Here is an 18,927-nt window from a genome sequence, read left to right on the forward strand (position 1 = left end):
TGTCTGCCTACTCGTCCCAGGGACTGATGACCGGTACGCCTGTGTTCGCGAAATCCTTCCGATTCCGGGTGACGACGGTAAGTCCATGCGATTCCGCGGTCGCCGCGATGAGGCCGTCGATCGGGTCGACGGCCTGCCCCTGACGATCGGCCCGAGCTCGCATCCTTCCCCAGGCCTGCGCCACAGCAGCGTCCACCGGCAACAGGCGCTTGCCGAATCGATCGATGATGTCTTCGGCAAGCCAAGCGGTCAGGCGGGCTTTGCGACGACCGTCCGGTAGCCGTTCGACCCCGCGCCGAACTTCCCCGATCGTCACGGCACTCAGGTACAGCAGGTCCTCATCGGTGGCGTGCGACCAATCCATCAGGCCAGGGTCCGGAAGAGGCTTCATCCATTCCGAGATCGCGTTCGTGTCCAGCAGATAGCCGATCCGCTCGACCACTCGCTCGCTACTCACCACTAGAGCACCACATCGCGATGCGCGGAATCGCTCCGTTCCCGTTCCAGCTCCAGCTCAGCTCCCCGTAGCGGCGAGGTCGCCATGAATTCGGCAAAGCTGCCCTGCCGCTTGCTCTTGCGTCGCCACTCGTCGATCGGGACGACGACCACGACCTCGCGCCCGTGCTTGCTGATCACCTGCGGTCCCTCCCGTTCCACCGTGTCGACCAATTCGGAGAACCTGGCCTTCGCATCGGCGAGCGGCCACGCGATATCTGGGCGCTCCGAACCTGGTTCACTGGCCGACTGGTCGCTTCCTGCTGGTCGAGTTTGCTTGCGAGCCATGAAACCGCCTCTTCCGCTAGTTGTGACCAGTCTAGTCAATTCAGCTTACGGCCGCGCCGCTTACTCCGCCATAGCCCAGCAACCGAGTTCGCAATACGCCGGACCAGCCTGTGCCCACTAGATTTCCGACCGAGTTCCAGATCCACACCAGATCCCGACAACGGGGAGCTGGCCATGAACTCGACGAAGCTACCCTCTCGCCGCTTCTTCTCGTGCTCCACGATCACTCCTTCCGACCGATGTGACCACTCTAGTCAAAGAGTAGTCGACGACGGCCGCAATCGTGCGGGTTTCGGTCAGCAGGCCTCAACTAGGCCGCGGGCTTCCTGATCATTTCGAACAGGGCCGTAATGCTCTGTTCCGCATACCCTTCCGCGACGGCGCGCCGGAGCAGGTCGTGCTGGGGCGCGTGCCAGGACATGTCGACGCCGGTTTCGGCGGCGAGCGCTTCGTCCTCCTGGACGGTGTCGTGGAACAGGGCGACCGAGGAGCCGAGCTTGGTGTAGTCCGCGGTATCGATCTCCTCGGCGAGCATCGGGAGCAGGGACTCGATCATCTGGAGCCATTTGCGGGAGTAGGGCACCATCGTGGCGGCCGGGATGCCGCGCGCGGCGAGGACTGCCGCGCCCTCGACGAAGCCGAGGAGTGCGGGGAGCAAGGTGGCGCCGACCGCCGCTTCGTAGAGGGCTGCGAGGTCCGGTTCCGGGCCCAAGTGCACGAGGTCACCGCCCAGTACGCGCAGGGTGTCGGCGTGTTCGTCGAAGACGGTGCGGTCGCCGCCGAAGTACAGCAGGGTGTCCGAATCCCCCACTGCCGCAGGGACATTCTTGATCGCACCGCCGAGGAATCGGGCGTCCTGCGCAGTGATCCATTCGGCGGCCTTGCGGGCGCCCGCCGGGCTACCGCTGTTGAGGGTTATGACGGTCCGGCCGGCCAGTGCGCCGGTAGCTGGAGCCAGCGCGTCCAGGGTCGCGTCGAATCCGGTGAGAACGGAGATGATCACCGGGCTCACCGTGACCGCGTCCGCGATCGAAACCGCGTGCACGGCACCGTGTTCCACCAGTGTGGCCGCTCGCTCCGGGCTACGGTTCCACACCGTCGTCGGATGCCCGGCGGCCAGGAACGCCGAGGCCACCGCCCGGCCCATCGAGCCGATTCCGAGCACGGTCACGGGGGTGCGGTTGGTGCTGGTCATACTGCCTCCCAAGTCGATTCGCCGCGGGCTTCGAGGCCCGCGGGCCAAGTCTTGGGGTGCGCGCGGGGCGCCGACAAGTACCTACTATTTGGTCGAATACCCCCGCTGGAGGTAAGCATCCAGGTCAGCGCACCGCGCTCAGTCGAAGACGATGATCTGGCGGAGGGCGTGGCCGGCGGCGAGCTCGTCCATGGCGTGGTTGATTTGATCCAGGCCGATGTGGGCGGAGACGAGGCGTTCGACGGGAAGTTGGCCCGCGCGCCACATGTGGACATATTCGGGGATGTCGCGGGCGGGGATGGCGGACCCGAGGTAGCTGCCGACGATGGTGCGGCCCTGGGCGACCAGGGCGAGCGGGGAGATGCTGGCGCGGGCGTCGGGGGCGGGGAGGCCGACGGTGACGGTGGTGCCGCCGGGAGCGGTTGCGGCGACAGCGGTTTCGAAGGCGCGGATGTTGCCCGCGGCTTCGATCACGATCTCGGCTTGGATGGACTTCTCCGTGAGATTACCCGGGGTGTAGGCCGCCGCGGCACCGAGTTTGGTTGCGAGGGTGAGCTTTTCGGCGACAGTGTCGACGGCGATGACCTCACGCCCGAGGGCGACGGCGACCAGAACCGCGGCCATGCCGACGCCGCCGAGACCGACGACCATGATGCGGTCACCGGGGCCCGGCTTCGCCGAATTCAGCAGTGCGCCACCGCCGGTGAGGACCGCGCAGCCGAGCACTGCGGCGACTTCCGGCGGCACGTCGTCGTCGACCGGCACCACCGAACGCCGGTCGACCACCGCGTGCGTGGCGAAGGCGGAGACACCCAGGTGGTGGTGCACGTCCGCGCCGTCGCGGCGCAAGCGGCGTCCACCGTTCAGGAGTTCACCGGCATTGTTGGCGAGACTGCCCGGCCCGCACGGGGTCCGGCCCTCGCTGGCGCACCCGGCGCACTCCCCGCAGCGCGGCAGAAACGTCATCACGACGCGCTGGCCGATCGCGATGTCGCCGTCGCCGGGACCGACCGCCTCGACCCGGCCCGCGGCCTCGTGGCCGAGCAGCATCGGCACCGGCCGCACCCGGTTGCCGTCCACCACCGACAGATCCGAATGGCACAACCCGGCCGCCTCGATGCGAACCAGCAGCTCACCGGGCCCGGGCTCGGCGAGATCGAGCTCGCAGACGGTGATCGGCGCCGACTCGGCGAAAGGCACAGGGGCCGCGATCCGCTCCAGAACCGCACCACGAATCTTCATTCGCCCGACGCTACCCGCACCCGCCCCATCGGCTCCGCCGATTGCCATCCCCCAGCCGTCGAACATGGCCTGCGTCACTCGGGGGTTGAAAATCTGGCGACCGTCCCACTAACCTCCATCACCGTGACGGTGCTCCTGTTGGCCGCCTTGTACCGAGCCCAGGGTCGGGACCGTCACGACTTCAAGGAGTAATCCCCTTGTCAGTTCAGTTCAATCACACCATTGTCGGTTGTCGCGACAAGCAGGTGTCCGCCGAATTCTGGTCGGACATCCTGGGATTGGAAATCGGAAAGGAAGCGGGACCCTTCATCCCGTTGACCACCGAGAACGGTGTCACCTTCGATCTGGCGAATGTTCCGCCGTTCATCGAGGAAATCCCGCCCCAGCACTACGCCTTCCTGATCTCGGAAGCCGAATTCGATGTGGCCTACGCCAAAATCCAGCGCTACAAGCTGGACCACTGGGCGGATCCGCAGAAGCACGGCGTCAACGAGATCAATCACCACGACGGTGGGCGCGGTGTCTATTTCGAGGACCCGAGCGGTCACTATCTGGAGCTGATCACCGTCCCGTACGGCGGTTGGCCGGCCTGACCGTCAAGCCTCCGGCGCCGGCCCGACTTCCAGCGCCGGAGGCCACGGATTCGGTTTCACCGAACTCGGTTTGCGCGTGGGGTTTTCATCCCAGTCGAAGCGCACACCCACCCAGGCTGTCGGGTTGTCGAACTGGATCTGCCCGGCCGCGAACCGGGCGTTGACGAAGGACACATCGCCGAAGAAGTCACAGGCGGTGAAATCGGCGTTGCGGCCACCGATGACGGTGCGCGCGAAGGTGGCGCCGCCGTGGAATTGCGCCTTGGCGAAGTCGATTTCGCGGGTGGCTTTGTTGCGCCGCAGGCTCTGCCCACCGAAGCGCGCCTCGTCGAATTCGACACCGGCAGCGCAGAAGTGGGCGCCACTGAAGGCAGCACGCACTCCGCTGAAGACCGCGTGCGCGAACGAGACGCGCTCACCATCCAAGGTGGCACCTTCGAACGAGGTCAATTCCGCGCCGAACTTGGCCGCCCGGAACGACGTCTCGTCGCCGACGAATCGGGCGCCGGTGAAGCCGGTTCGGGCGCCGGCGCACAGCACGTCGTCGAACGAGGTGTACGGCGATTTGAAGATCGCCTCGTCGAAACTGGTTTGCTCGCCTCGGAACTCGGCTCTGTCGAATACCACCGGCGCCTCGCCGAAGACCGCGCCATGGAAGGTGACGTGCCGCCCGGTGAACCGGGCGCGCTCGAAATCGGTGCGCAGATCGCCGACGAATCGCGCTCCGGCGAAAAGGGTCCACCGGCCCGCGAATTCGACGCCCTGGAAGTCGGCGTCGTCGAATACCGCTCCGGTGAAGTCGAAGTCGCACTGCGACCAGGAGATGTCGGCGTAGCGCCGGGACCAGGAATCCTGCGGGGCGCGCCGCAAATGTTCGGCGAGAACCCGGACGATGGTGCGCCGGACTTCGCGGTCGTCGCGGCGGATGTGGTAGACCCGCTCCACCCGGCTGCCGGCTTCCTCCAGCGATTCCGCCCGCGAGACAAGGTGATTCGAGCCGTCGCCGGGTTCGTACGGGAGCCGGAGGTAGCCGCACAGCACGTCGACGCACTGCTGCCGCCGGCGCGGCGTGGCGCATTCGTCGGCGATGACGGCGACGGCGTACACCCCGGCGATCCGCACCGCCGGATCCTCATCGCCCAGCTGCCGCACCGCACCGCCGATCAGTTCGGCGAAACGCCCGCGCTCCAGGTCGCGTTGCCTCCGGTAGGCGACGGTCACCGCGACCGCACCGCCGATTCCCGCGAGTACCGCCAGCGCGATCGCGGTGAGCTGCACCTGATTCGGCCGCTCTGCCTCCACCCCTAAGCCGAGCCGCAGCAGCCACCAGGTCAGCCCGCCGATGGCGAGCCCGAGCAGCACGACGGTGGATACCGCGAAGAATAGTGCCGCGCGCCGCACCCGCTCGCCCAACGTCCCCCATCGCATGAGGGGCATGTTAAACGGGAACGGCGCGCCGCGCCTATAGGACAAGATCGGCTACGCCTGTGCCCCAATCACTTTCAGATGTCACCCATCCAGCAGCCAGGCGCCTAGATTCAGGCCGACTGGTCGGCATGCCGGGCGCCGCGCAGACCCAGGCCCGCGGCGATCAGGCAGGCCACCGCGACCACGCCGACGAACCAGGGGAACACCGTGCTCAGACCCCAGGTCGTCGCGGCCCAGCCGGCGAGGATGGTCGGCAACGCCATCGCCGAGTAGGCCAGCAGGTAGTACGCCGACATCGTCTCACCGCGCTTGTGGTGCGGCACCACGTTAGACAGGTGCCGCAGCGATCCGCCGAACCCGAGCCCGAAGGTCACTCCGAGCGCGACGCCCGCCACCAGCACTACGACCCAGTTGTGGGTGGCCAGCGCGGGCACGGTCAGCAGCAGCGCCACCGCCATGCCGGTATCGCCGATGATCGCGGCGCGGCGGGCCGGAATTCCGGTCGCGAGCAACTGGCTGGTCGCGCCGGACAGAGCGGTCGAGGCGACCACGGCACCGCCGAAGACCAGGTTGTGGATGCCGGTCTGCTGCGCGGCCAGCGACGGGTACAACGACAGCAGCACGCCGAGCACCGACCAGGCCGCCATCACACCGATCGCGGAGAACCAGAAGTCGGCGCTGATCTCTTGCGGCACAGCCGGTTTCGCGATCCGAATGCGTCCGGCGACCCGGGCCCCGTGCGGCTCTTTCAGCGCCAGCACACCGACGCCGATGATCAAGCAGACCACGGTGATCACCACATACGGCGTGCGCAACGGATACGGCGCGTACTGCGCGAGCAGCGCCGAACCCAGAATCGCCACTGCCATACCGACATTGAAGGCCACGCCGCTGAGCTGCCCGGAGCGAGCGCCTCGATGCGGGCGCAGATCCAGCAGCGCCGCCGCGCCGGCCACCACGGTCGCCCCGACCGCCAGCCCGTGTAAAGCTCTGGCCAGCAACAACATCGGCACCGAGTCGGCCAGCATGAAGACCACGAGACCGGCGATCATGGTGGCGAATGCGGCCAACAGCACCGGTTTCCGGCCGACGACGTCGGAGATCCGGCCCGACACCAGCACCGCCCCGAGCGCGGCGAAGGCGTATACGGCGAACACCAAGGTCGTGGTCAGCGGCGACAGATGCCATTGCGTTTCGTAGAGGCCGTACAGCGGAGCCGGTACACCGGACACCCCCAGCGCCACACCGCTGGCCGCCAGCACCAGCGGGTAAGCCCAGCGCTGTGCGGTCTGCTCGTCGGCGGACACTACCGCTGTCCCTGCCATCATCGCTCCGATCAGGTAAGTTTGATGTCGATCGAACCAGTCGACCCTACGCCCGGCGCGACAATCATCGAACCCATCTGTGAGGTAGATCATGACCGAAGCTAACGAACCGCTACCCCCGGTCGCCTCCCTCCCCACCGTCCTGGGCGCCCTGCAAGACCCCATCCGCCTGGAAATGGTCCGGCGCCTCAGCAACGCCGGCACCGCCGTCCGCTGCAGCGCCCTCTACGGCGTCATCAACAAATCCACCGCCACCCATCACTTCAAAATCCTGCGCGAAGCGGGCCTCATCGAACGCCTCGTCATCGACGGCCAGATCCACCAGCGTCTCCGCACCGCCGACGTCGACCAAGCCCTCCCCGGGCTGCTCCCCGCCATAGTCACCGCGGCGAACCAGACCTGACCACAGGGCCCGGTGCGGAAACGCGGCCTGCCAGTAGAACCGAACCGCTGCCGCACCCCACTCGTGGTGGCGCACAGGCTGTTGCCCGTGCACGACCGGTGGGTGTGCGACAGCGGAGGTTCAGGCGTCGACCAGGCGGCGGACAGCCGCCGGAAGCTCCCTGGTACGGCGATACGGGCCCGCTACCGAGGCCGCGAACGGGCGGGACAGCAGGGTCCGCGCGACCGCGGACACCTCTTCGGTGGTGACCGCATCGATCCGGCTCAACGTCTCGGAGACGCTGCGATGGTTGCCGTAGCTGAGTTCGCTGCGGCCGATGCGGTTCATGCGGGACGCGGAGTCCTCCAGGCCGAGGACCAGGCCGCCGCGCAACGAACCCTTGGCGCGGGCGCATTCGGCGTCGGTGATGCCGTGTTCGGCGACCTCTTCCAGCACGCCGCGCGCCAACGTCGCTACCTTGCCGAGGTTTTCGGGCTGGCAGCCGATGTACACGGAGAACGCGCCGGTGTCGGCGAAAGTGTCGACACTGGAGTACACCGAGTACGCCAAGCCGCGTTCTTCTCGAATGCGCTGGAACAGACGAGAACTCAGTCCGCCGCCGACGACGGTGTTGAGGACCGACAGCGGCCAGCGCCGTTCCCCCTCGTGCCGGCCGAAGGCGCGCACACCGAAGGTGAGGTGGGCCTGTTCGCTGTCGCGGTGGCTCCAGTGCAGCTCCGGCACGCCCGCGGGACGGAATCGGCCTTCGCGTCTGGCCGCGGGCATCGCGGACAGGTCGAGCCGGTGCTCGAAGGCACGATGCACCAGTTCGACGGTGCGTTCGTGCTCGACATTGCCCGCTACCGCGACGACCATCCGGTCCGGGCGATACCGCCGCAGATGGAACGAGCGCAGTTGCGCGGCGTGCATCCCCTCGATCGATTCGATGGAACCGATCACCGGCCGCCCGATCGGGTGATCGCCGAACAGCGCGGTGAGGAACGCGTCGCCGACCATGTCCTCGGGATCGTCGTCGCGCATGGCGATTTCCTCGAGCACCACCTGACGTTCCAGGTCGACATCGGCGGCCCGGCACAGGCCGTTCAGTACCACGTCGGTGACCAGGTCCACCGCCAGCGGCAGGTCCTCGTCGATGACGTGGGCGTAGTAGCAGGTCTGCTCTTTCGCGGTGAACGCGTTGAGCTCGCCGCCGACCGCGTCCATGGCCTGGGCGATGTCCAGCGCCGACCGCGTCGGGGTCGCCTTGAACAGCAGATGTTCCAGGAAATGCGCGGCCCCGGCCACGGTCGGGCCTTCGTCGCGCGAACCGACGCCGACCCACACGCCGATCGACGCCGAGCGCACACCGGGCACATGCTCGGTGACCACGCGTAGCCCGCCGGGCAGCACGGTACGACGCACACCGGAATCAACGGAATGCGAGAGGGATTCGTCAGTTGCTCTCAGGAGTGACGAGCCCCCCTGCTCGCTGGGGAGCAGGAGGGCCGTCTTCTTCTTCGTCACAGAGACAAGTACTACTCTGCTGCCGCCGCCGCATCAACGGCTTCGTCCGCGGCCGGCTCTTCGGTGGCTTCCTCGACGGGAACCAGCGAGATCTTGCCGCGGTTGTCGATGTCGGCGATCTCCACGCGCAGCTTGTCGCCGACGTTCACCACGTCCTCGACCTTGGCGACGCGCTTGCCGTTGCCCAGCTTGGAGATGTGCACCAGACCGTCGCGGCCGGGCAGCAGCGAGACGAACGCGCCGAAGGCGGTGGTCTTGACGACCGTGCCCAGGAAGCGCTCGCCGACCTTCGGCAGCTGCGGGTTCGCGATGGCGTTGATCATGTCGATCGCCGCCTGCGCCGCGGGGCCGTTGGTCGCACCGACGTAGACCGTGCCGTCATCTTCGATCGAGATGTTGGCGCCGGTCTCCTCGGTGATCTGGTTGATCACCTTGCCCTTGGGCCCGATCACCTCGCCGATCTTGTCGACCGGGATCTTGATCGCGGTGACGCGCGGCGCGTACTGGCTCATCTCGTCCGGGGTGGTGATGGCCTCGGCCATCACGTCCAGGATGGTGGTGCGGGCGTCGTGCGCCTGGCTCAGCGCACCGGCCAGCACCTTCGAGGGGATGCCGTCGAGCTTGGTGTCCAGCTGCAGCGCGGTGACGAACTCGCGGGTGCCGGCGACCTTGAAGTCCATGTCGCCGAAGGCATCTTCGGCGCCGAGGATGTCGGTCAGGGCGACGTAGCGGACTTCGTCCTCACCCTTGTCGTTCTTGATGGTGTCCGACACCAGGCCCATGGCGATACCGGCGACGGGGGCCTTCAGCGGCACACCGGCGTTCAGCAGCGACAGGGTGGAGGCGCAGACCGAGCCCATCGAGGTGGAACCGTTGGAGGACAACGCTTCCGAGACCTGACGGATGGCGTACGGGAACTCCTCCTGCGACGGCAGCACCGGCATCAGGGCGCGCTCGGCGAGGGCGCCGTGGCCGATCTCGCGACGCTTCGGCGAACCGACGCGGCCGGTCTCACCGGTGGAGTACGGCGGGAAGTTGTAGTGGTGCATGTAGCGCTTGGAGGTCTCCGGGCCGAGCGAGTCGACCTGCTGCGCCATCTTGACCATGTCCAGGGTGGTGACGCCCATGATCTGGGTCTCGCCACGCTCGAACAGGGCCGAACCGTGGGCCCGCGGGATCACGGCGACCTCGGCGGACAGCGCGCGGATGTCGGCCAGGCCACGGCCGTCGATGCGGAAGCTGTCGGTCAGGATGCGCTGGCGCACCAGCTTCTTGGTGACCGAGCGGAACGCGGCGCCCAGCTCCTTCTCGCGACCGGCGAAGTCGTCGCCGAGACGGCTGAGCACGTCCAGCTTGATCTCGTCGATCTTGGTTTCGCGCTCCTGCTTGTCGGCGATGCTCATCGCCTCGTTCAGCTCACGCTTGGCGGTGCCTTCGACGGCCTCGAAGACGTCGGCCGCGTACGGCGGGAACAGCGGGAACTCACCGATCGGCTTGGCGGCCAGCTCGGCGAGGTCGGCCTGCGCGCGGCACAGCCGGGCGATGAACGGCTTGGCGGCCTCGAGGCCCTCGGCGACGACGGCCTCGGTCGGGGCCTGCGCGCCACCGTCGATCAGCTCGATCACCTTGGTGGTGGCCTCGGCCTCGACCATCATGATCGCGACGTCACCGGAGTCGACCACGCGGCCCGCGACGACCATGTCGAACACGGCGCCCTCGAGCTGCTCGACGGTCGGGAACGCGACCCACTGGCCCTCGATCAGGGCGACGCGCACGCCGCCGATGGGGCCGGAGAACGGCAGGCCCGAGATCTGGGTGGACGCGGACGCGGCGTTGATGGCCACCACGTCGTAGAGATCCTGCGGATCCAGCGACAGCACGGTGACCACGACCTGGATCTCGTTGCGCAGGCCGTCGACGAAGGACGGGCGCAGCGGACGGTCGATCAGGCGGCAGGTCAGGATCGCGTCGGTGGAGGGGCGGCCCTCGCGACGGAAGAACGAGCCGGGGATGCGGCCCGCGGCGTACATGCGCTCTTCGACGTCGACCGTCAGCGGGAAGAAGTCGAACTGCTCTTTGGGGTGCTTGCCCGCGGTGGTCGCGGACAGCAGCATGGTCTCGTCGTCCAGGTAGGCCACGACGGCGCCGGCGGCCTGACGGGCCAGCCGGCCGGTCTCGAAGCGGATGGTGCGGGTGCCGTAGCTGCCGTTGTCGATCAGCGCGACGGATTCGAACACACCGGGCTCGACCTCTACGGCCGAGGACTTGCGTTCAGTTGTTTCGGTCATTCTCTTCTCTCAACCTCTCGTCTTCGCCGGATCTCGCGCCTCGTAGGCGCGATCCGGCAATTCGTCAGCCGTACCTGGCACGGACGCGCGGCAACCTTCCTGGTTGCGACGCGCAGACCCGGCCGGCTTCGCGGAGGCGATCATCGATCGAAGCCCGCCGGTGCCGATCATTTCGAGCGACCTGCAAGCAGTCGCTACGGCACCTGGGAGGCCACTACCGAAGACCGACGCCACGCGGGCGGGTACTTACGGCTGTGCTGTGTTGTGCGGTTGTGCGTCGGGGAGGTGTTCACCCCTGGAACGCAAATAGCCAACGGGGAGATTGTACGTCTCCCCGTTGGCTCTTTTACCAACGACCTATGGAAGTCAGTGTGTCGGCGTGCTAGCGACGCAGGCCGAGGCGCTCGATCAGCGAGCGGTACCGGTTGATGTCCTTGGCCGCCAGGTACTTCGACAGGCGACGACGACGACCGATCAGGGCCAGCAGGCCGTGGCGGGTGTGGTGATCGTGCTTGTGCTGCTTCAGGTGCTCGGTGAGATCCGAGATCCGCTTGGACAGCAGCGCGATCTGCGCCTCCGGGGAACCGGTGTCCTTCTCGTGCAGGCCGTATTCCTTGAGGATGGCGGTCTTCTGCTCAGTGGTCAGAGCCATGCGGCGTCCACTCCTATTTTTTCAGTTCCGCGCTCGGATTCGAACGGGTGCCACCGCGGACCGCAGCAAACCCGAGGATTCACAGTACCGGAGTGATTCCGGCAAACCCAATCGGGGCTATTCGACGGCCGTCAGGACCTTGCGGGCGTTCTCCACATCCCGGGCCATGGCTTCGAGCAGTTCGTCGAGGGAATCGAATTTGCGCATGCCGCGCAGGTGCTCGGCGAAATCTATCGCGACGTGCCGGCCGTAGAGATCGGCCTCGCCATCGAGCACGAAGGCCTCCACGGTGCGGGTGACCCCCTCGAATTGCGGATTCGTCCCCACCGAGATCGCGGCCATCGCCGGCACACCCGGTGCGGCCGGGCCGATCGCCGGGCCGTCGGGATCCAGCACGGTGAACCAGCCCGCGTACACCCCGTCGGCGGGGATCGCGGCGTACGGCGTCGGGGCCAGATTCGCGGTGGGGAATCCCAGGTCCTTGCCGCGGCCCTCGCCGTGCACGACCTCGCCCTCGATCCGGTGCGGGCGGCCCAGCGCCTCCGCGGCGGCGGCCATATCGCCGGCCTCGAGGCAGGCGCGAATATAGGTAGAGGAGAAGGTGACCGCGTGCTCCCCGACCAGCTTCACGCCATCGACTTCGAAACCGAACTGCTCCCCCAGCTCACGCATGGTGTCGACGGTGCCCGCGGCCTTCTTGCCGAAGGTGAAGTTGTCGCCGACCACGACCTCGGCCACGTGTAGGCGCTCGACCAGCAGATCGTGCACGTAGGCCTCGGGGGTCAGCTGCATGAATTCGGGCGTGAACGGGATGACGCAGAAGACGTCGACGCCGAGTTCCTCGGCCAGTTCCGCGCGGCGGGTCAGCGTGCTCAGCTGCGCCGGATGTGAACCGGGCCGCACCACCTCCATGGGGTGCGGATCGAAGGTCATCAACACCGCCGGGACACCACGCGCGGCCGCGGACTTCACAGCGCGGCTGATCAACTGGGCGTGGCCGCGATGCACGCCGTCGAACACGCCGATCGTGAGTACGCAGCGGCCCCAGTCCGCGGGCACCTCGTCGAGACTTCGCCATCTCTGCACGGTTGCAGCGTACGCAAATGGGGTCACGAACAATATTCCGGCGTCCCACAAGTCACACGACGTTATCCACTTGGTGAACAGGCGTTCGTCTCCCGCGCCGAGATGTGTGTATCGGCGAAGGAGTGCATAAGCTCAGGTACGTGCCCGGTAAACGAGACATCGCCACCCGACGCGACCTGGCCGAGCAGGCCCCGACGCCCGCCGACGACGCCGTACCCGGCGGCACCGCGACGATTGCCCCGGAGCTGACCTCTGTCGCGCAGGACTACCTCAAGGTGATCTGGACCGCGCAGGAGTGGTCGCAGGAGAAGGTGTCGACGAAGCTGCTCGCCGAACGCATCGGGGTGTCCGCGTCCACCGTCTCCGAAGCCGTCCGCAAACTCGCCGACCAGGGCTTGGTCGAGCACGCACGCTACGGCTCGATCACCTTGACCGAGCACGGGCGGCGCGCCGCGGTCGCGATGGTGCGCCGGCACCGGCTGATCGAAACGTTCCTCGTCAACGAGCTCGGGTACGGGTGGGACGAGGTGCACGACGAGGCCGAGGTGCTCGAACACGCGGTGTCGGAGCTGCTGATGGCGCGCATCGACGCGAAACTCGGCTACCCCGACCGGGATCCGCACGGCGACCCGATCCCGTCGGTCGACGGTGCCGTCCCGACCCCGCCCGCGCGTCAGCTCAGCGACTTCGCGGCGGGCGAATCCGGCCGCGTCGCAAGGATTTCCGACTCCGACCCGGACATGCTCCGCTACTTCGACTCCGTCGGCATCGCCCTCGACACGGCCATCACCGTCGTCGAACGCCGCGACTTCGCCGGCACCATCGCTCTCCGCCTCGGTACCGCCGAAACCCCCATCGACCTCGGCCGCCCTGCCGCCGAAGCCATCTGGCTCACCGCTTGAACGGGACATGACCGAGGCGTTTCGCGAGTAGCGGCCGCGGTCATGTCCCGGTTATCGGATCAGCACTTGTTGAAGTAGCCCTGGAGGCGTTGGGGAACACCGTCTTTCGAGGCTGTAGACCAGCAGGTGTCGTGCGGGAAGCTGACGTAGTTGTTCCAGCGGTCGCCGAGGCGGCGGACGAGGCGCTGGGTGTCACCGGGGGTATTCCAGCTGATCACGCCCCATGAGCCCGCGCATTCGCGGACCGTGGCCAGCGTCCAATCCTCTTGTCCCGAATAGAGTTGGCCCTGCGCGGCCAGGTCGGAGACGATCGCCTGGGGGGAGCATTGGTCGGGCGACGCCGGGTCCTGGAAGCGGAAAGCGCCTTCCACGGTCGAATCGGGGCGGATGAGGAACAGATGGTGGTAGCCCTCCGGTACCGGTGTGGTGCCCGCGGGTGGTTGGCCCATGCCCATCCGGTAGCAGCCGACCGGGACGGTGAAGATCGCACGCCCGGTGCCATCGGTGATGCCGTCCCAGCGCCGGACCTCTTTGCCGTCGTCGGGGATGTCGTCGTTCTTGGGATCGCAGGGCTGGATAAGTCGCAGGTTGACCGGGACGTTCGGCACCGGCTGGTTGGACAGGGTCCGGGTGAAGATCATCGCGGTCCCCGTGCCGGCTTGCGGCGGAACAGGTTTCGGGGCCGGCCGGGACGTGTCCGTCACACCGGAATTGGTCGGGCCCGGTTGCAGCGGGGCTGCGGTTACCGGTGTCGTCAGCTCCGGCAATTGACTGGTGGGCGACGCGGGTTCAGTGCTGCTCCCGCACCCCACCGCCAGCACCGCCAAAGCGGCGAGAACTACTGTCTTCCGGACGATTCCATGCATCATCGCCATGGCCCTTTCACTCTAATCCTGAGGATGCCCGGGCCTATCGGCGCGCCGATCAGGCACGCGACAAGAGGCACCCGACCGCGGCCCACTCTTGGGCCGACACCCCAAAGATGAGCTCGCAACCTAGAGGTTTCCCCCAGAATTACTTGAGCCGACCAGATCTTGCCGGTTTGCGCTCAGCGGGAGAGGAAGTCGAGGAGGGCGCGGAATTCCGGAGGCGAGAGGTAGCCGTCGCCGTCCGCGTCGGCGGCGTCGAGGAGGACGTCGGCGGGGCCGTCGATCATGCCCTGGCCGACTTGGCGGATGAGTTGTTCGAGTTCCTCGACGGAGATCTTGCCGTCCTGGTTGACGTCGAAGACCTGGAAGGCGGCGTCCGCGTCGGTGACCTCGATCTTGCCCGCGACCAGGGCGGCGTCGAATTCGGCACGGGAGACCAGGAAATCGCCGTCGGTGTCGGCGGCGGCGACCATGCGCTCGACCGACTCGTCGTCGACCTCGATGCCCTGGGCACGGATCCCGATGATGATGTCCTCGACGGATACCAGTCCGTCGCGGTCCCGGTCCCACAGATCGAACGAATCCGGCTGTCCACTCATCGCATACCCCTCATCGGCCCTGCCGCCGGTCGCCGCGGCGGACGCCAGCCACTTTACGTGCGCGCGACTCCGCTCACCGGCCTTCAGGTTCGGGCTCGAGAAAGTTCGGCATTCGACTGGAACGGAATGATTTATTCCACTACACTCGAGTCATCGCTACTGAAGCACCGGAGGCACTCATGACCAGCAAACTCGACATCCGCGAAGGCACCTTCCCCAACGGGCTCGCCTATCTCAGCTTCGGCAGCGGTTCGCCGTTGATCGCCCTGCCCGGCTCGACCGCCGAGAACGGGAACCTGAGCGGCAGCGCCCGGAAGTTCATGGTGAAGCCATTCCTCGCGCTCGGCGAGCGGCACACGGTCTACGTCGTGAACCGGCGCCCCGGCTTGGCGGCGGGGACCACCATGTCCGACATCACCACGGATCTGGCCGAGGCGCTGCAAGGCGAATTCGGCGAGCCCGTCGACGTGCTCGGCTACTCGACCGGCGGTTCGGTCGCACAACAACTTGCACTCGGCCACCCCAAAGTCGTTCGCCGCCTGGTGGTTACCAGCTCCGCCTACACCCTGAGCCCGAGCGGCCGCTCCGCAATGCGCCAGTTCGCCGAACGCGCGGCCGCCGGAAAACGCCCCGCCACCGCCTTCGCCGCCATCGCCAGCACCTCGAAGATCGCGCAGCGCATGATGGCCGGCCTGCTGTGGATGCTGGACCCGATGATGCGCCCGTCCAACGGCGATTACACCGACGGCATCCGGGTCATCGAGGCCGAGGATCAGTGGGATATCAAAGACCGCCTCGCCGAAATCCAGGTCCCCGCCATGGTTCTCGGCGGCGACAAAGACCTCGCCTACCCCGCCCAGATGTTCCGCGACACCGCGGACGGCATCCCCGGCGCCACCCTCGTGCTGTACGAGGGCCGCAATCACAACTCCGCGATCGAGGACCGCCGGTTCCCGGAGGACGTCGCCAAGTTCCTCGAGGCCTGATCGAAGCCAGCCTGGAGCCGGCCGGCCCCAGCCGGACTCGGGCCATGCGCGAGTCCGGCCAATCGACTACCGCGGGAAATCTCCAAATTCCCGCAGACCTCCCAAACTGGCTGGGAGCCTGCAGATCCCAGCCGGACTCGAGTATCGCGCCATCGCCGGTGCCGGTCACCGTCACGGACCGAGGCCCTGCCCGCTGTGGCGACGCAGCCTACCGGTTATTGCAGGAGGGCACAGAGGTCTTACACGCCCGAACGAGACCGGCTGGGGGCCAATGGTTCGTGGCCGCTCAGCACCCGGTCCTCATTGGCTGTGGCCAGCCAGAAGAACAGCGGCGGGAGGACGAATTCGATGACGGTGAGCACGATTTGGAACCAGTGCGGCCAGCCGTGCACGGCCAGGGAGACCGCTCGTCCGACGGCGCCGAGCAAGAAGATGCCCGCGAGCCAGCGGATGGCGGGGGCGGGGATCGGGGACTGGCGGGCAGCCCAGATCCAAGCGGCGCCGTAGCCGACGAAAATGGCGCCGAAGAAGCGGCTCTGGCTGTCTGCGGTGACACCGGCGTCCGCCATGTCCGGGACGGAGTCGTTGCCGAGGGCGATGTGCGCGAAGCCGATCGCCACGCAGGCGATGCCCATGGTGAGGGCGAGGATCTTGAGCAGTTTCGACATGGCGTTCCTCCTGTTGGCGGCACATCCCCTGTGCCGCGCGGGCGGGTGCTTCTTAGTAGACGCGCATCTACTTAGGGATCGTACGACCATTAGTAGACGCGCGTCAACTAAGATCGGTCTCGTGAGTACTCGCCGCCGCCTCGCCCCCGACGAACGCCGCCGCCTGCTGGTGGAAGCCGGCGCGGGATTGTTCGCTCAGCGCGCCTACGACGAGGTGCTCATGGAGGACGTGGCCGCGGCGGCGGGCATATCGCGGGCCCTGCTGTATCGGCATTTCCCAAGCAAGCGAGAGCTTTTCGTAGCCGTGTACCAGCAGGCGGCCGAACAACTGCTGGTGGTCACCGAACTCGACCCCGCGCAGCCGCTGCTCGAACAGCTGGCCGCAGGGCTGGACGCCCACCTGGACTACTTCGAGGCCAACGCCCACGCGGTCCTCGCCGCCAACAAGGTCCTGGCCACTGACCCGACCATTCAGACGATCATCACAGGCGAGCTCGACGAACTGCGCCGCCGACTGCTCGATGTCATCGGCGTCGAAGGCGCCGCACGCACCATGACATCCTCGATCCTGATGAGCTGGCTCACCTTCTTCCGAGTCCTGACCGTCGATTGGCTGGAGCACCACACCATGACCCGAGAGCAGATGCGCGACGTCGGCGTCGGCGCGCTCCTCGGTGCGCTCGGATCGGTCCTCCCCCAACCGGGGCAGGGTGACTCGCCGCCCGGATCGAATCGCCAGGGCATCACCACCTGACGCATCCGGCCTCGGATGCGGGGCGGAGCGGGTCAGAGGTTCGACGGGCGGACGACCATGACGGAGGCGGCGCGTTTACCGCTTTCCTGGAGCAGGGCGATTGCCTGGCCGGACTGGTCTATGGCGGCGTAGACGCCTGGGATACCGACGGGGTCGAGCCAGCGGCCGTTGCGGAGGTCGTTGGCTTGGGAGTCGTCGATGTCGCGATGCGGGAAGGCGGTTCGCACGGCTTCGTCCATGTCGAGGCTGAGTAAGGAGGCCTCGGGATCGGCTTCTGCCGTTGCGCCCAATTCGTCCAGGGTGCGGGCGTGTTCGAGGGTGAACGGGCCAACCCTGGTGCGGCGCAAGGCGGTCAGGTGGCCGCCGACGCCGAGGGCCGCGCCGAGATCGCGGGCGAGGGCGCGAATGTAGGTGCCGGAGGAGCATTCGACTTCGACGTCCAGGTCGACGAACTCGCCGTCCGGAATGTCGTGGCGGGCAAGGACATCGAAGCGCGAAACGGTGACCGGGCGGGCGGCCAGTTGCACGTCTTCGCCGGCGCGGGCGCGGGCGTAGGCGCGTTCGCCGTCGACCTTGATGGCACTGACGGTGGCGGGCACCTGCTGGATGTCTCCGGTCAAAGTCTTTACGTGCGTGGCGATGTCATCGTTGGTGACGTGCAGCGCCGACGTGGTCGCGAGGACTTCACCTTCGGCGTCGTCGGTGTTGGTGGACTGCCCCAGGCGGATGGTCGCGGTGTAGGCCTTGGTGGTCAGGGTGAGCAGACCGAGCAGTTTCGTGGCCCGGTCCACGCCGAGCACGAGCACGCCGGTCGCCATCGGGTCGAGGGTGCCCGCGTGCCCGACCTTCTTGGTGCGCAACAACCTTCGGCTTTTCGCGACGACGTCGTGGCTGGTCCAGCCGCCGTCCTTGTCGACGATCAGCAGGCCGCCGAGACCGCCCGCCATCAGCCGTGCACGATCGCGGTCAGGATGCGCCCGTCGGCGATCAGCCAGCGGCCGTCGAACGAGAGCAGCGGGGCGCCACCGTCATTGGTCTGGCCGGGGACCAGGATCTTGCTGTGGAACGTGCCCGCACCCGCGCCGTCGGAGACCTCGTCGAGGGTGAAGGTGATGTGCGCGTCCTCGAAACCGAGCCAGCGGGTGGTCAGCGGGAACCACGCTTTGTAAGTAGCCTCCTTGGCGCAGAACAGCAGCCGATCGAGATGCAGGCCGGATGCGGTGGTGCGCAACCACTCTCGCTCCTCCGGCAGGCTCACCGAATCGAGCACGCCCTCCGGCAGTTCGGCATGTGGTTCGGCGTCGATGCCGACCGAACGGAACCGCAGCCGGTGCGCCAGCGCCGCCGCCCGATAACCCTCGGTGTGGGTCAGGCTGCCGACCACTCCGCGCGGCCACACAGGAGCGCCGCGCTCCCCCTTGCCGATCGCCACCGGCGGCTCGCCCAACTGTTCCAGCGCCAGCCGGGCGCAGTGCCGCGCACCGATGAAGTCGCGGCGGCGCTTCTCCACCGACTTCGCGATGAGGTGCTCCTCGGCCGGATGCGCCTTCAGATCCTCCGGGTACTCCAGCAGTTCAGCGGACGCGACACCACTGGGCAGAATGTTCTCGATCATCGGCTACGAGCCTAGTCGAGGCGGTTGGTCACCAAT

At 67.2% G+C, this 18,927-nt stretch carries 20 protein-coding genes; 5 read left to right on the forward strand and 15 right to left on the reverse strand.

Features of this window, described 5'->3' with window-relative positions:
* Positions 1-7: 7 nt before the first annotated feature.
* From IBX22_RS06580 to IBX22_RS06595, 4 genes are all read right to left on the reverse strand, one after another.
* Complete coding sequence (locus IBX22_RS06580) at positions 8-457, reverse strand: type II toxin-antitoxin system VapC family toxin (RefSeq protein ID WP_309234459.1); 450 nt, start codon at positions 455-457, stop codon at positions 8-10.
* A 2-nt stretch (positions 458-459) separates the two neighbouring features.
* A complete protein-coding gene (locus tag IBX22_RS06585; RefSeq protein WP_194814448.1) occupies positions 460-783 on the reverse strand; it encodes a type II toxin-antitoxin system Phd/YefM family antitoxin in 324 nt (107 codons plus the stop codon).
* Positions 784-1,093: 310 nt separating this feature from the next.
* Positions 1,094-1,978, reverse strand: coding sequence for an NAD(P)-dependent oxidoreductase (locus IBX22_RS06590; RefSeq protein ID WP_194814449.1), 885 nt, complete (start codon positions 1,976-1,978; stop codon positions 1,094-1,096).
* A 138-nt stretch (positions 1,979-2,116) separates the two neighbouring features.
* Positions 2,117-3,220 carry an alcohol dehydrogenase catalytic domain-containing protein gene (locus IBX22_RS06595; RefSeq protein ID WP_194814450.1) on the reverse strand — a complete coding sequence of 368 codons (1,104 nt, stop codon included), beginning with the start codon at positions 3,218-3,220 and terminating at the stop codon, positions 2,117-2,119.
* A gap of 197 nt (positions 3,221-3,417) precedes the next feature.
* Here IBX22_RS06595 and IBX22_RS06600 point away from each other — a divergent pair, with 197 nt between their 5' ends.
* Positions 3,418-3,813 carry a VOC family protein gene (locus tag IBX22_RS06600; protein WP_194814451.1) on the forward strand — a complete coding sequence of 132 codons (396 nt, stop codon included), beginning with the start codon at positions 3,418-3,420 and terminating at the stop codon, positions 3,811-3,813.
* 3 nt (positions 3,814-3,816) lie between these two features.
* Here the strand turns inward: IBX22_RS06600 and IBX22_RS06605 are convergent, their stop codons facing one another.
* Together IBX22_RS06605 and IBX22_RS06610 are read right to left on the reverse strand one after the other, a co-directional pair.
* Complete coding sequence (locus IBX22_RS06605; protein ID WP_228538224.1) at positions 3,817-5,241, reverse strand: pentapeptide repeat-containing protein; 1,425 nt, start codon at positions 5,239-5,241, stop codon at positions 3,817-3,819.
* A gap of 110 nt (positions 5,242-5,351) precedes the next feature.
* On the reverse strand, positions 5,352-6,566 hold the full coding sequence (locus tag IBX22_RS06610; protein WP_194815625.1) for an MFS transporter: 1,215 nt from the start codon (positions 6,564-6,566) through the stop codon (positions 5,352-5,354).
* A 91-nt stretch (positions 6,567-6,657) separates the two neighbouring features.
* Here IBX22_RS06610 and IBX22_RS06615 point away from each other — a divergent pair, with 91 nt between their 5' ends.
* Positions 6,658-6,969, forward strand: a complete 312-nt coding sequence (locus IBX22_RS06615) for a helix-turn-helix transcriptional regulator (protein WP_194814452.1) — start codon at positions 6,658-6,660, stop codon at positions 6,967-6,969.
* A 120-nt stretch (positions 6,970-7,089) separates the two neighbouring features.
* Here IBX22_RS06615 and IBX22_RS06620 read toward each other — a convergent pair whose 3' ends face one another.
* The 4 genes from IBX22_RS06620 to IBX22_RS06635 form a co-directional block, all read right to left on the reverse strand.
* Positions 7,090-8,415, reverse strand: coding sequence for a pitrilysin family protein (locus IBX22_RS06620; protein WP_194815626.1), 1,326 nt, complete (start codon positions 8,413-8,415; stop codon positions 7,090-7,092).
* Between the two features lie 68 nt (positions 8,416-8,483).
* On the reverse strand, positions 8,484-10,760 hold the full coding sequence (locus IBX22_RS06625; RefSeq protein ID WP_194814453.1) for a polyribonucleotide nucleotidyltransferase: 2,277 nt from the start codon (positions 10,758-10,760) through the stop codon (positions 8,484-8,486).
* Positions 10,761-11,142: 382 nt separating this feature from the next.
* A complete protein-coding gene (rpsO, locus tag IBX22_RS06630; protein ID WP_194814454.1) occupies positions 11,143-11,412 on the reverse strand; it encodes a 30S ribosomal protein S15 in 270 nt (89 codons plus the stop codon).
* A gap of 117 nt (positions 11,413-11,529) precedes the next feature.
* The gene (locus IBX22_RS06635; RefSeq protein WP_194814455.1) at positions 11,530-12,498 is read right to left on the reverse strand and encodes a bifunctional riboflavin kinase/FAD synthetase; all 969 of its coding nucleotides are present in this window, start codon (positions 12,496-12,498) and stop codon (positions 11,530-11,532) included.
* A gap of 245 nt (positions 12,499-12,743) precedes the next feature.
* Here IBX22_RS06635 and IBX22_RS06640 point away from each other — a divergent pair, with 245 nt between their 5' ends.
* Entirely contained in the window at positions 12,744-13,400 is a 657-nt protein-coding gene (locus IBX22_RS06640) for a metal-dependent transcriptional regulator (RefSeq protein ID WP_228538579.1), read from the forward strand.
* A gap of 59 nt (positions 13,401-13,459) precedes the next feature.
* Here the strand turns inward: IBX22_RS06640 and IBX22_RS06645 are convergent, their stop codons facing one another.
* Positions 13,460-14,275 carry a hypothetical protein gene (locus IBX22_RS06645; RefSeq protein WP_228538225.1) on the reverse strand — a complete coding sequence of 272 codons (816 nt, stop codon included), beginning with the start codon at positions 14,273-14,275 and terminating at the stop codon, positions 13,460-13,462.
* A gap of 173 nt (positions 14,276-14,448) precedes the next feature.
* The gene (locus tag IBX22_RS06650) at positions 14,449-14,868 is read right to left on the reverse strand and encodes an EF-hand domain-containing protein (protein WP_194814456.1); all 420 of its coding nucleotides are present in this window, start codon (positions 14,866-14,868) and stop codon (positions 14,449-14,451) included.
* A gap of 179 nt (positions 14,869-15,047) precedes the next feature.
* Here IBX22_RS06650 and IBX22_RS06655 point away from each other — a divergent pair, with 179 nt between their 5' ends.
* The gene (locus tag IBX22_RS06655) at positions 15,048-15,854 is read left to right on the forward strand and encodes an alpha/beta fold hydrolase (RefSeq protein WP_194814457.1); all 807 of its coding nucleotides are present in this window, start codon (positions 15,048-15,050) and stop codon (positions 15,852-15,854) included.
* A gap of 239 nt (positions 15,855-16,093) precedes the next feature.
* Here IBX22_RS06655 and IBX22_RS06660 read toward each other — a convergent pair whose 3' ends face one another.
* Entirely contained in the window at positions 16,094-16,522 is a 429-nt protein-coding gene (locus IBX22_RS06660; RefSeq protein WP_194814458.1) for a DUF4345 domain-containing protein, read from the reverse strand.
* Positions 16,523-16,643: 121 nt separating this feature from the next.
* Between IBX22_RS06660 and IBX22_RS06665 the strand changes: the two genes are divergently transcribed.
* On the forward strand, positions 16,644-17,276 hold the full coding sequence (locus tag IBX22_RS06665; RefSeq protein ID WP_194814459.1) for a TetR/AcrR family transcriptional regulator: 633 nt from the start codon (positions 16,644-16,646) through the stop codon (positions 17,274-17,276).
* A gap of 32 nt (positions 17,277-17,308) precedes the next feature.
* Here IBX22_RS06665 and truB read toward each other — a convergent pair whose 3' ends face one another.
* Both truB and npt read right to left on the reverse strand, forming a co-directional pair.
* The gene (gene truB, locus IBX22_RS06670) at positions 17,309-18,223 is read right to left on the reverse strand and encodes a tRNA pseudouridine(55) synthase TruB (protein ID WP_194814460.1); all 915 of its coding nucleotides are present in this window, start codon (positions 18,221-18,223) and stop codon (positions 17,309-17,311) included.
* Entirely contained in the window at positions 18,223-18,891 is a 669-nt protein-coding gene (npt, locus tag IBX22_RS06675; RefSeq protein WP_194814461.1) for a 4'-phosphopantetheinyl transferase Npt, read from the reverse strand. Before npt ends, truB begins: the two co-directional genes overlap by 1 nt.
* Between the last annotated feature and the right edge of the window lie 36 nt (positions 18,892-18,927).

This window comes from Nocardia sp. XZ_19_385 (genome assembly GCF_015355755.1).
Classification (GTDB): Bacteria; Actinomycetota; Actinomycetes; order Mycobacteriales; family Mycobacteriaceae; genus Nocardia.

Bases quoted from the DNA above. Each gene is read 5' to 3' on its own strand.
- IBX22_RS06585 (WP_194814448.1), bottom strand. From the start codon at position 783: ATGGCTCGCAAGCAAACTCGACCAGCAGGAAGCGACCAGTCGGCCAGT.
- IBX22_RS06590 (WP_194814449.1), bottom strand. From the start codon at position 1,978: ATGACCAGCACCAACCGCACCCCCGTGACCGTGCTCGGAATCGGCTCG.
- IBX22_RS06595 (WP_194814450.1), bottom strand. From the start codon at position 3,220: ATGAAGATTCGTGGTGCGGTTCTGGAGCGGATCGCGGCCCCTGTGCCT.
- IBX22_RS06605 (WP_228538224.1), bottom strand. From the start codon at position 5,241: ATGCGATGGGGGACGTTGGGCGAGCGGGTGCGGCGCGCGGCACTATTC.
- IBX22_RS06610 (WP_194815625.1), bottom strand. From the start codon at position 6,566: ATGGCAGGGACAGCGGTAGTGTCCGCCGACGAGCAGACCGCACAGCGC.
- IBX22_RS06615 (WP_194814452.1), top strand. From the start codon at position 6,658: ATGACCGAAGCTAACGAACCGCTACCCCCGGTCGCCTCCCTCCCCACC.
- IBX22_RS06625 (WP_194814453.1), bottom strand. From the start codon at position 10,760: ATGACCGAAACAACTGAACGCAAGTCCTCGGCCGTAGAGGTCGAGCCC.
- rpsO (WP_194814454.1), bottom strand. From the start codon at position 11,412: ATGGCTCTGACCACTGAGCAGAAGACCGCCATCCTCAAGGAATACGGC.
- IBX22_RS06645 (WP_228538225.1), bottom strand. From the start codon at position 14,275: ATGGCGATGATGCATGGAATCGTCCGGAAGACAGTAGTTCTCGCCGCT.
- IBX22_RS06650 (WP_194814456.1), bottom strand. From the start codon at position 14,868: ATGAGTGGACAGCCGGATTCGTTCGATCTGTGGGACCGGGACCGCGAC.
- IBX22_RS06655 (WP_194814457.1), top strand. From the start codon at position 15,048: ATGACCAGCAAACTCGACATCCGCGAAGGCACCTTCCCCAACGGGCTC.
- IBX22_RS06660 (WP_194814458.1), bottom strand. From the start codon at position 16,522: ATGTCGAAACTGCTCAAGATCCTCGCCCTCACCATGGGCATCGCCTGC.
- truB (WP_194814460.1), bottom strand. From the start codon at position 18,223: ATGGCGGGCGGTCTCGGCGGCCTGCTGATCGTCGACAAGGACGGCGGC.
- npt (WP_194814461.1), bottom strand. From the start codon at position 18,891: ATGATCGAGAACATTCTGCCCAGTGGTGTCGCGTCCGCTGAACTGCTG.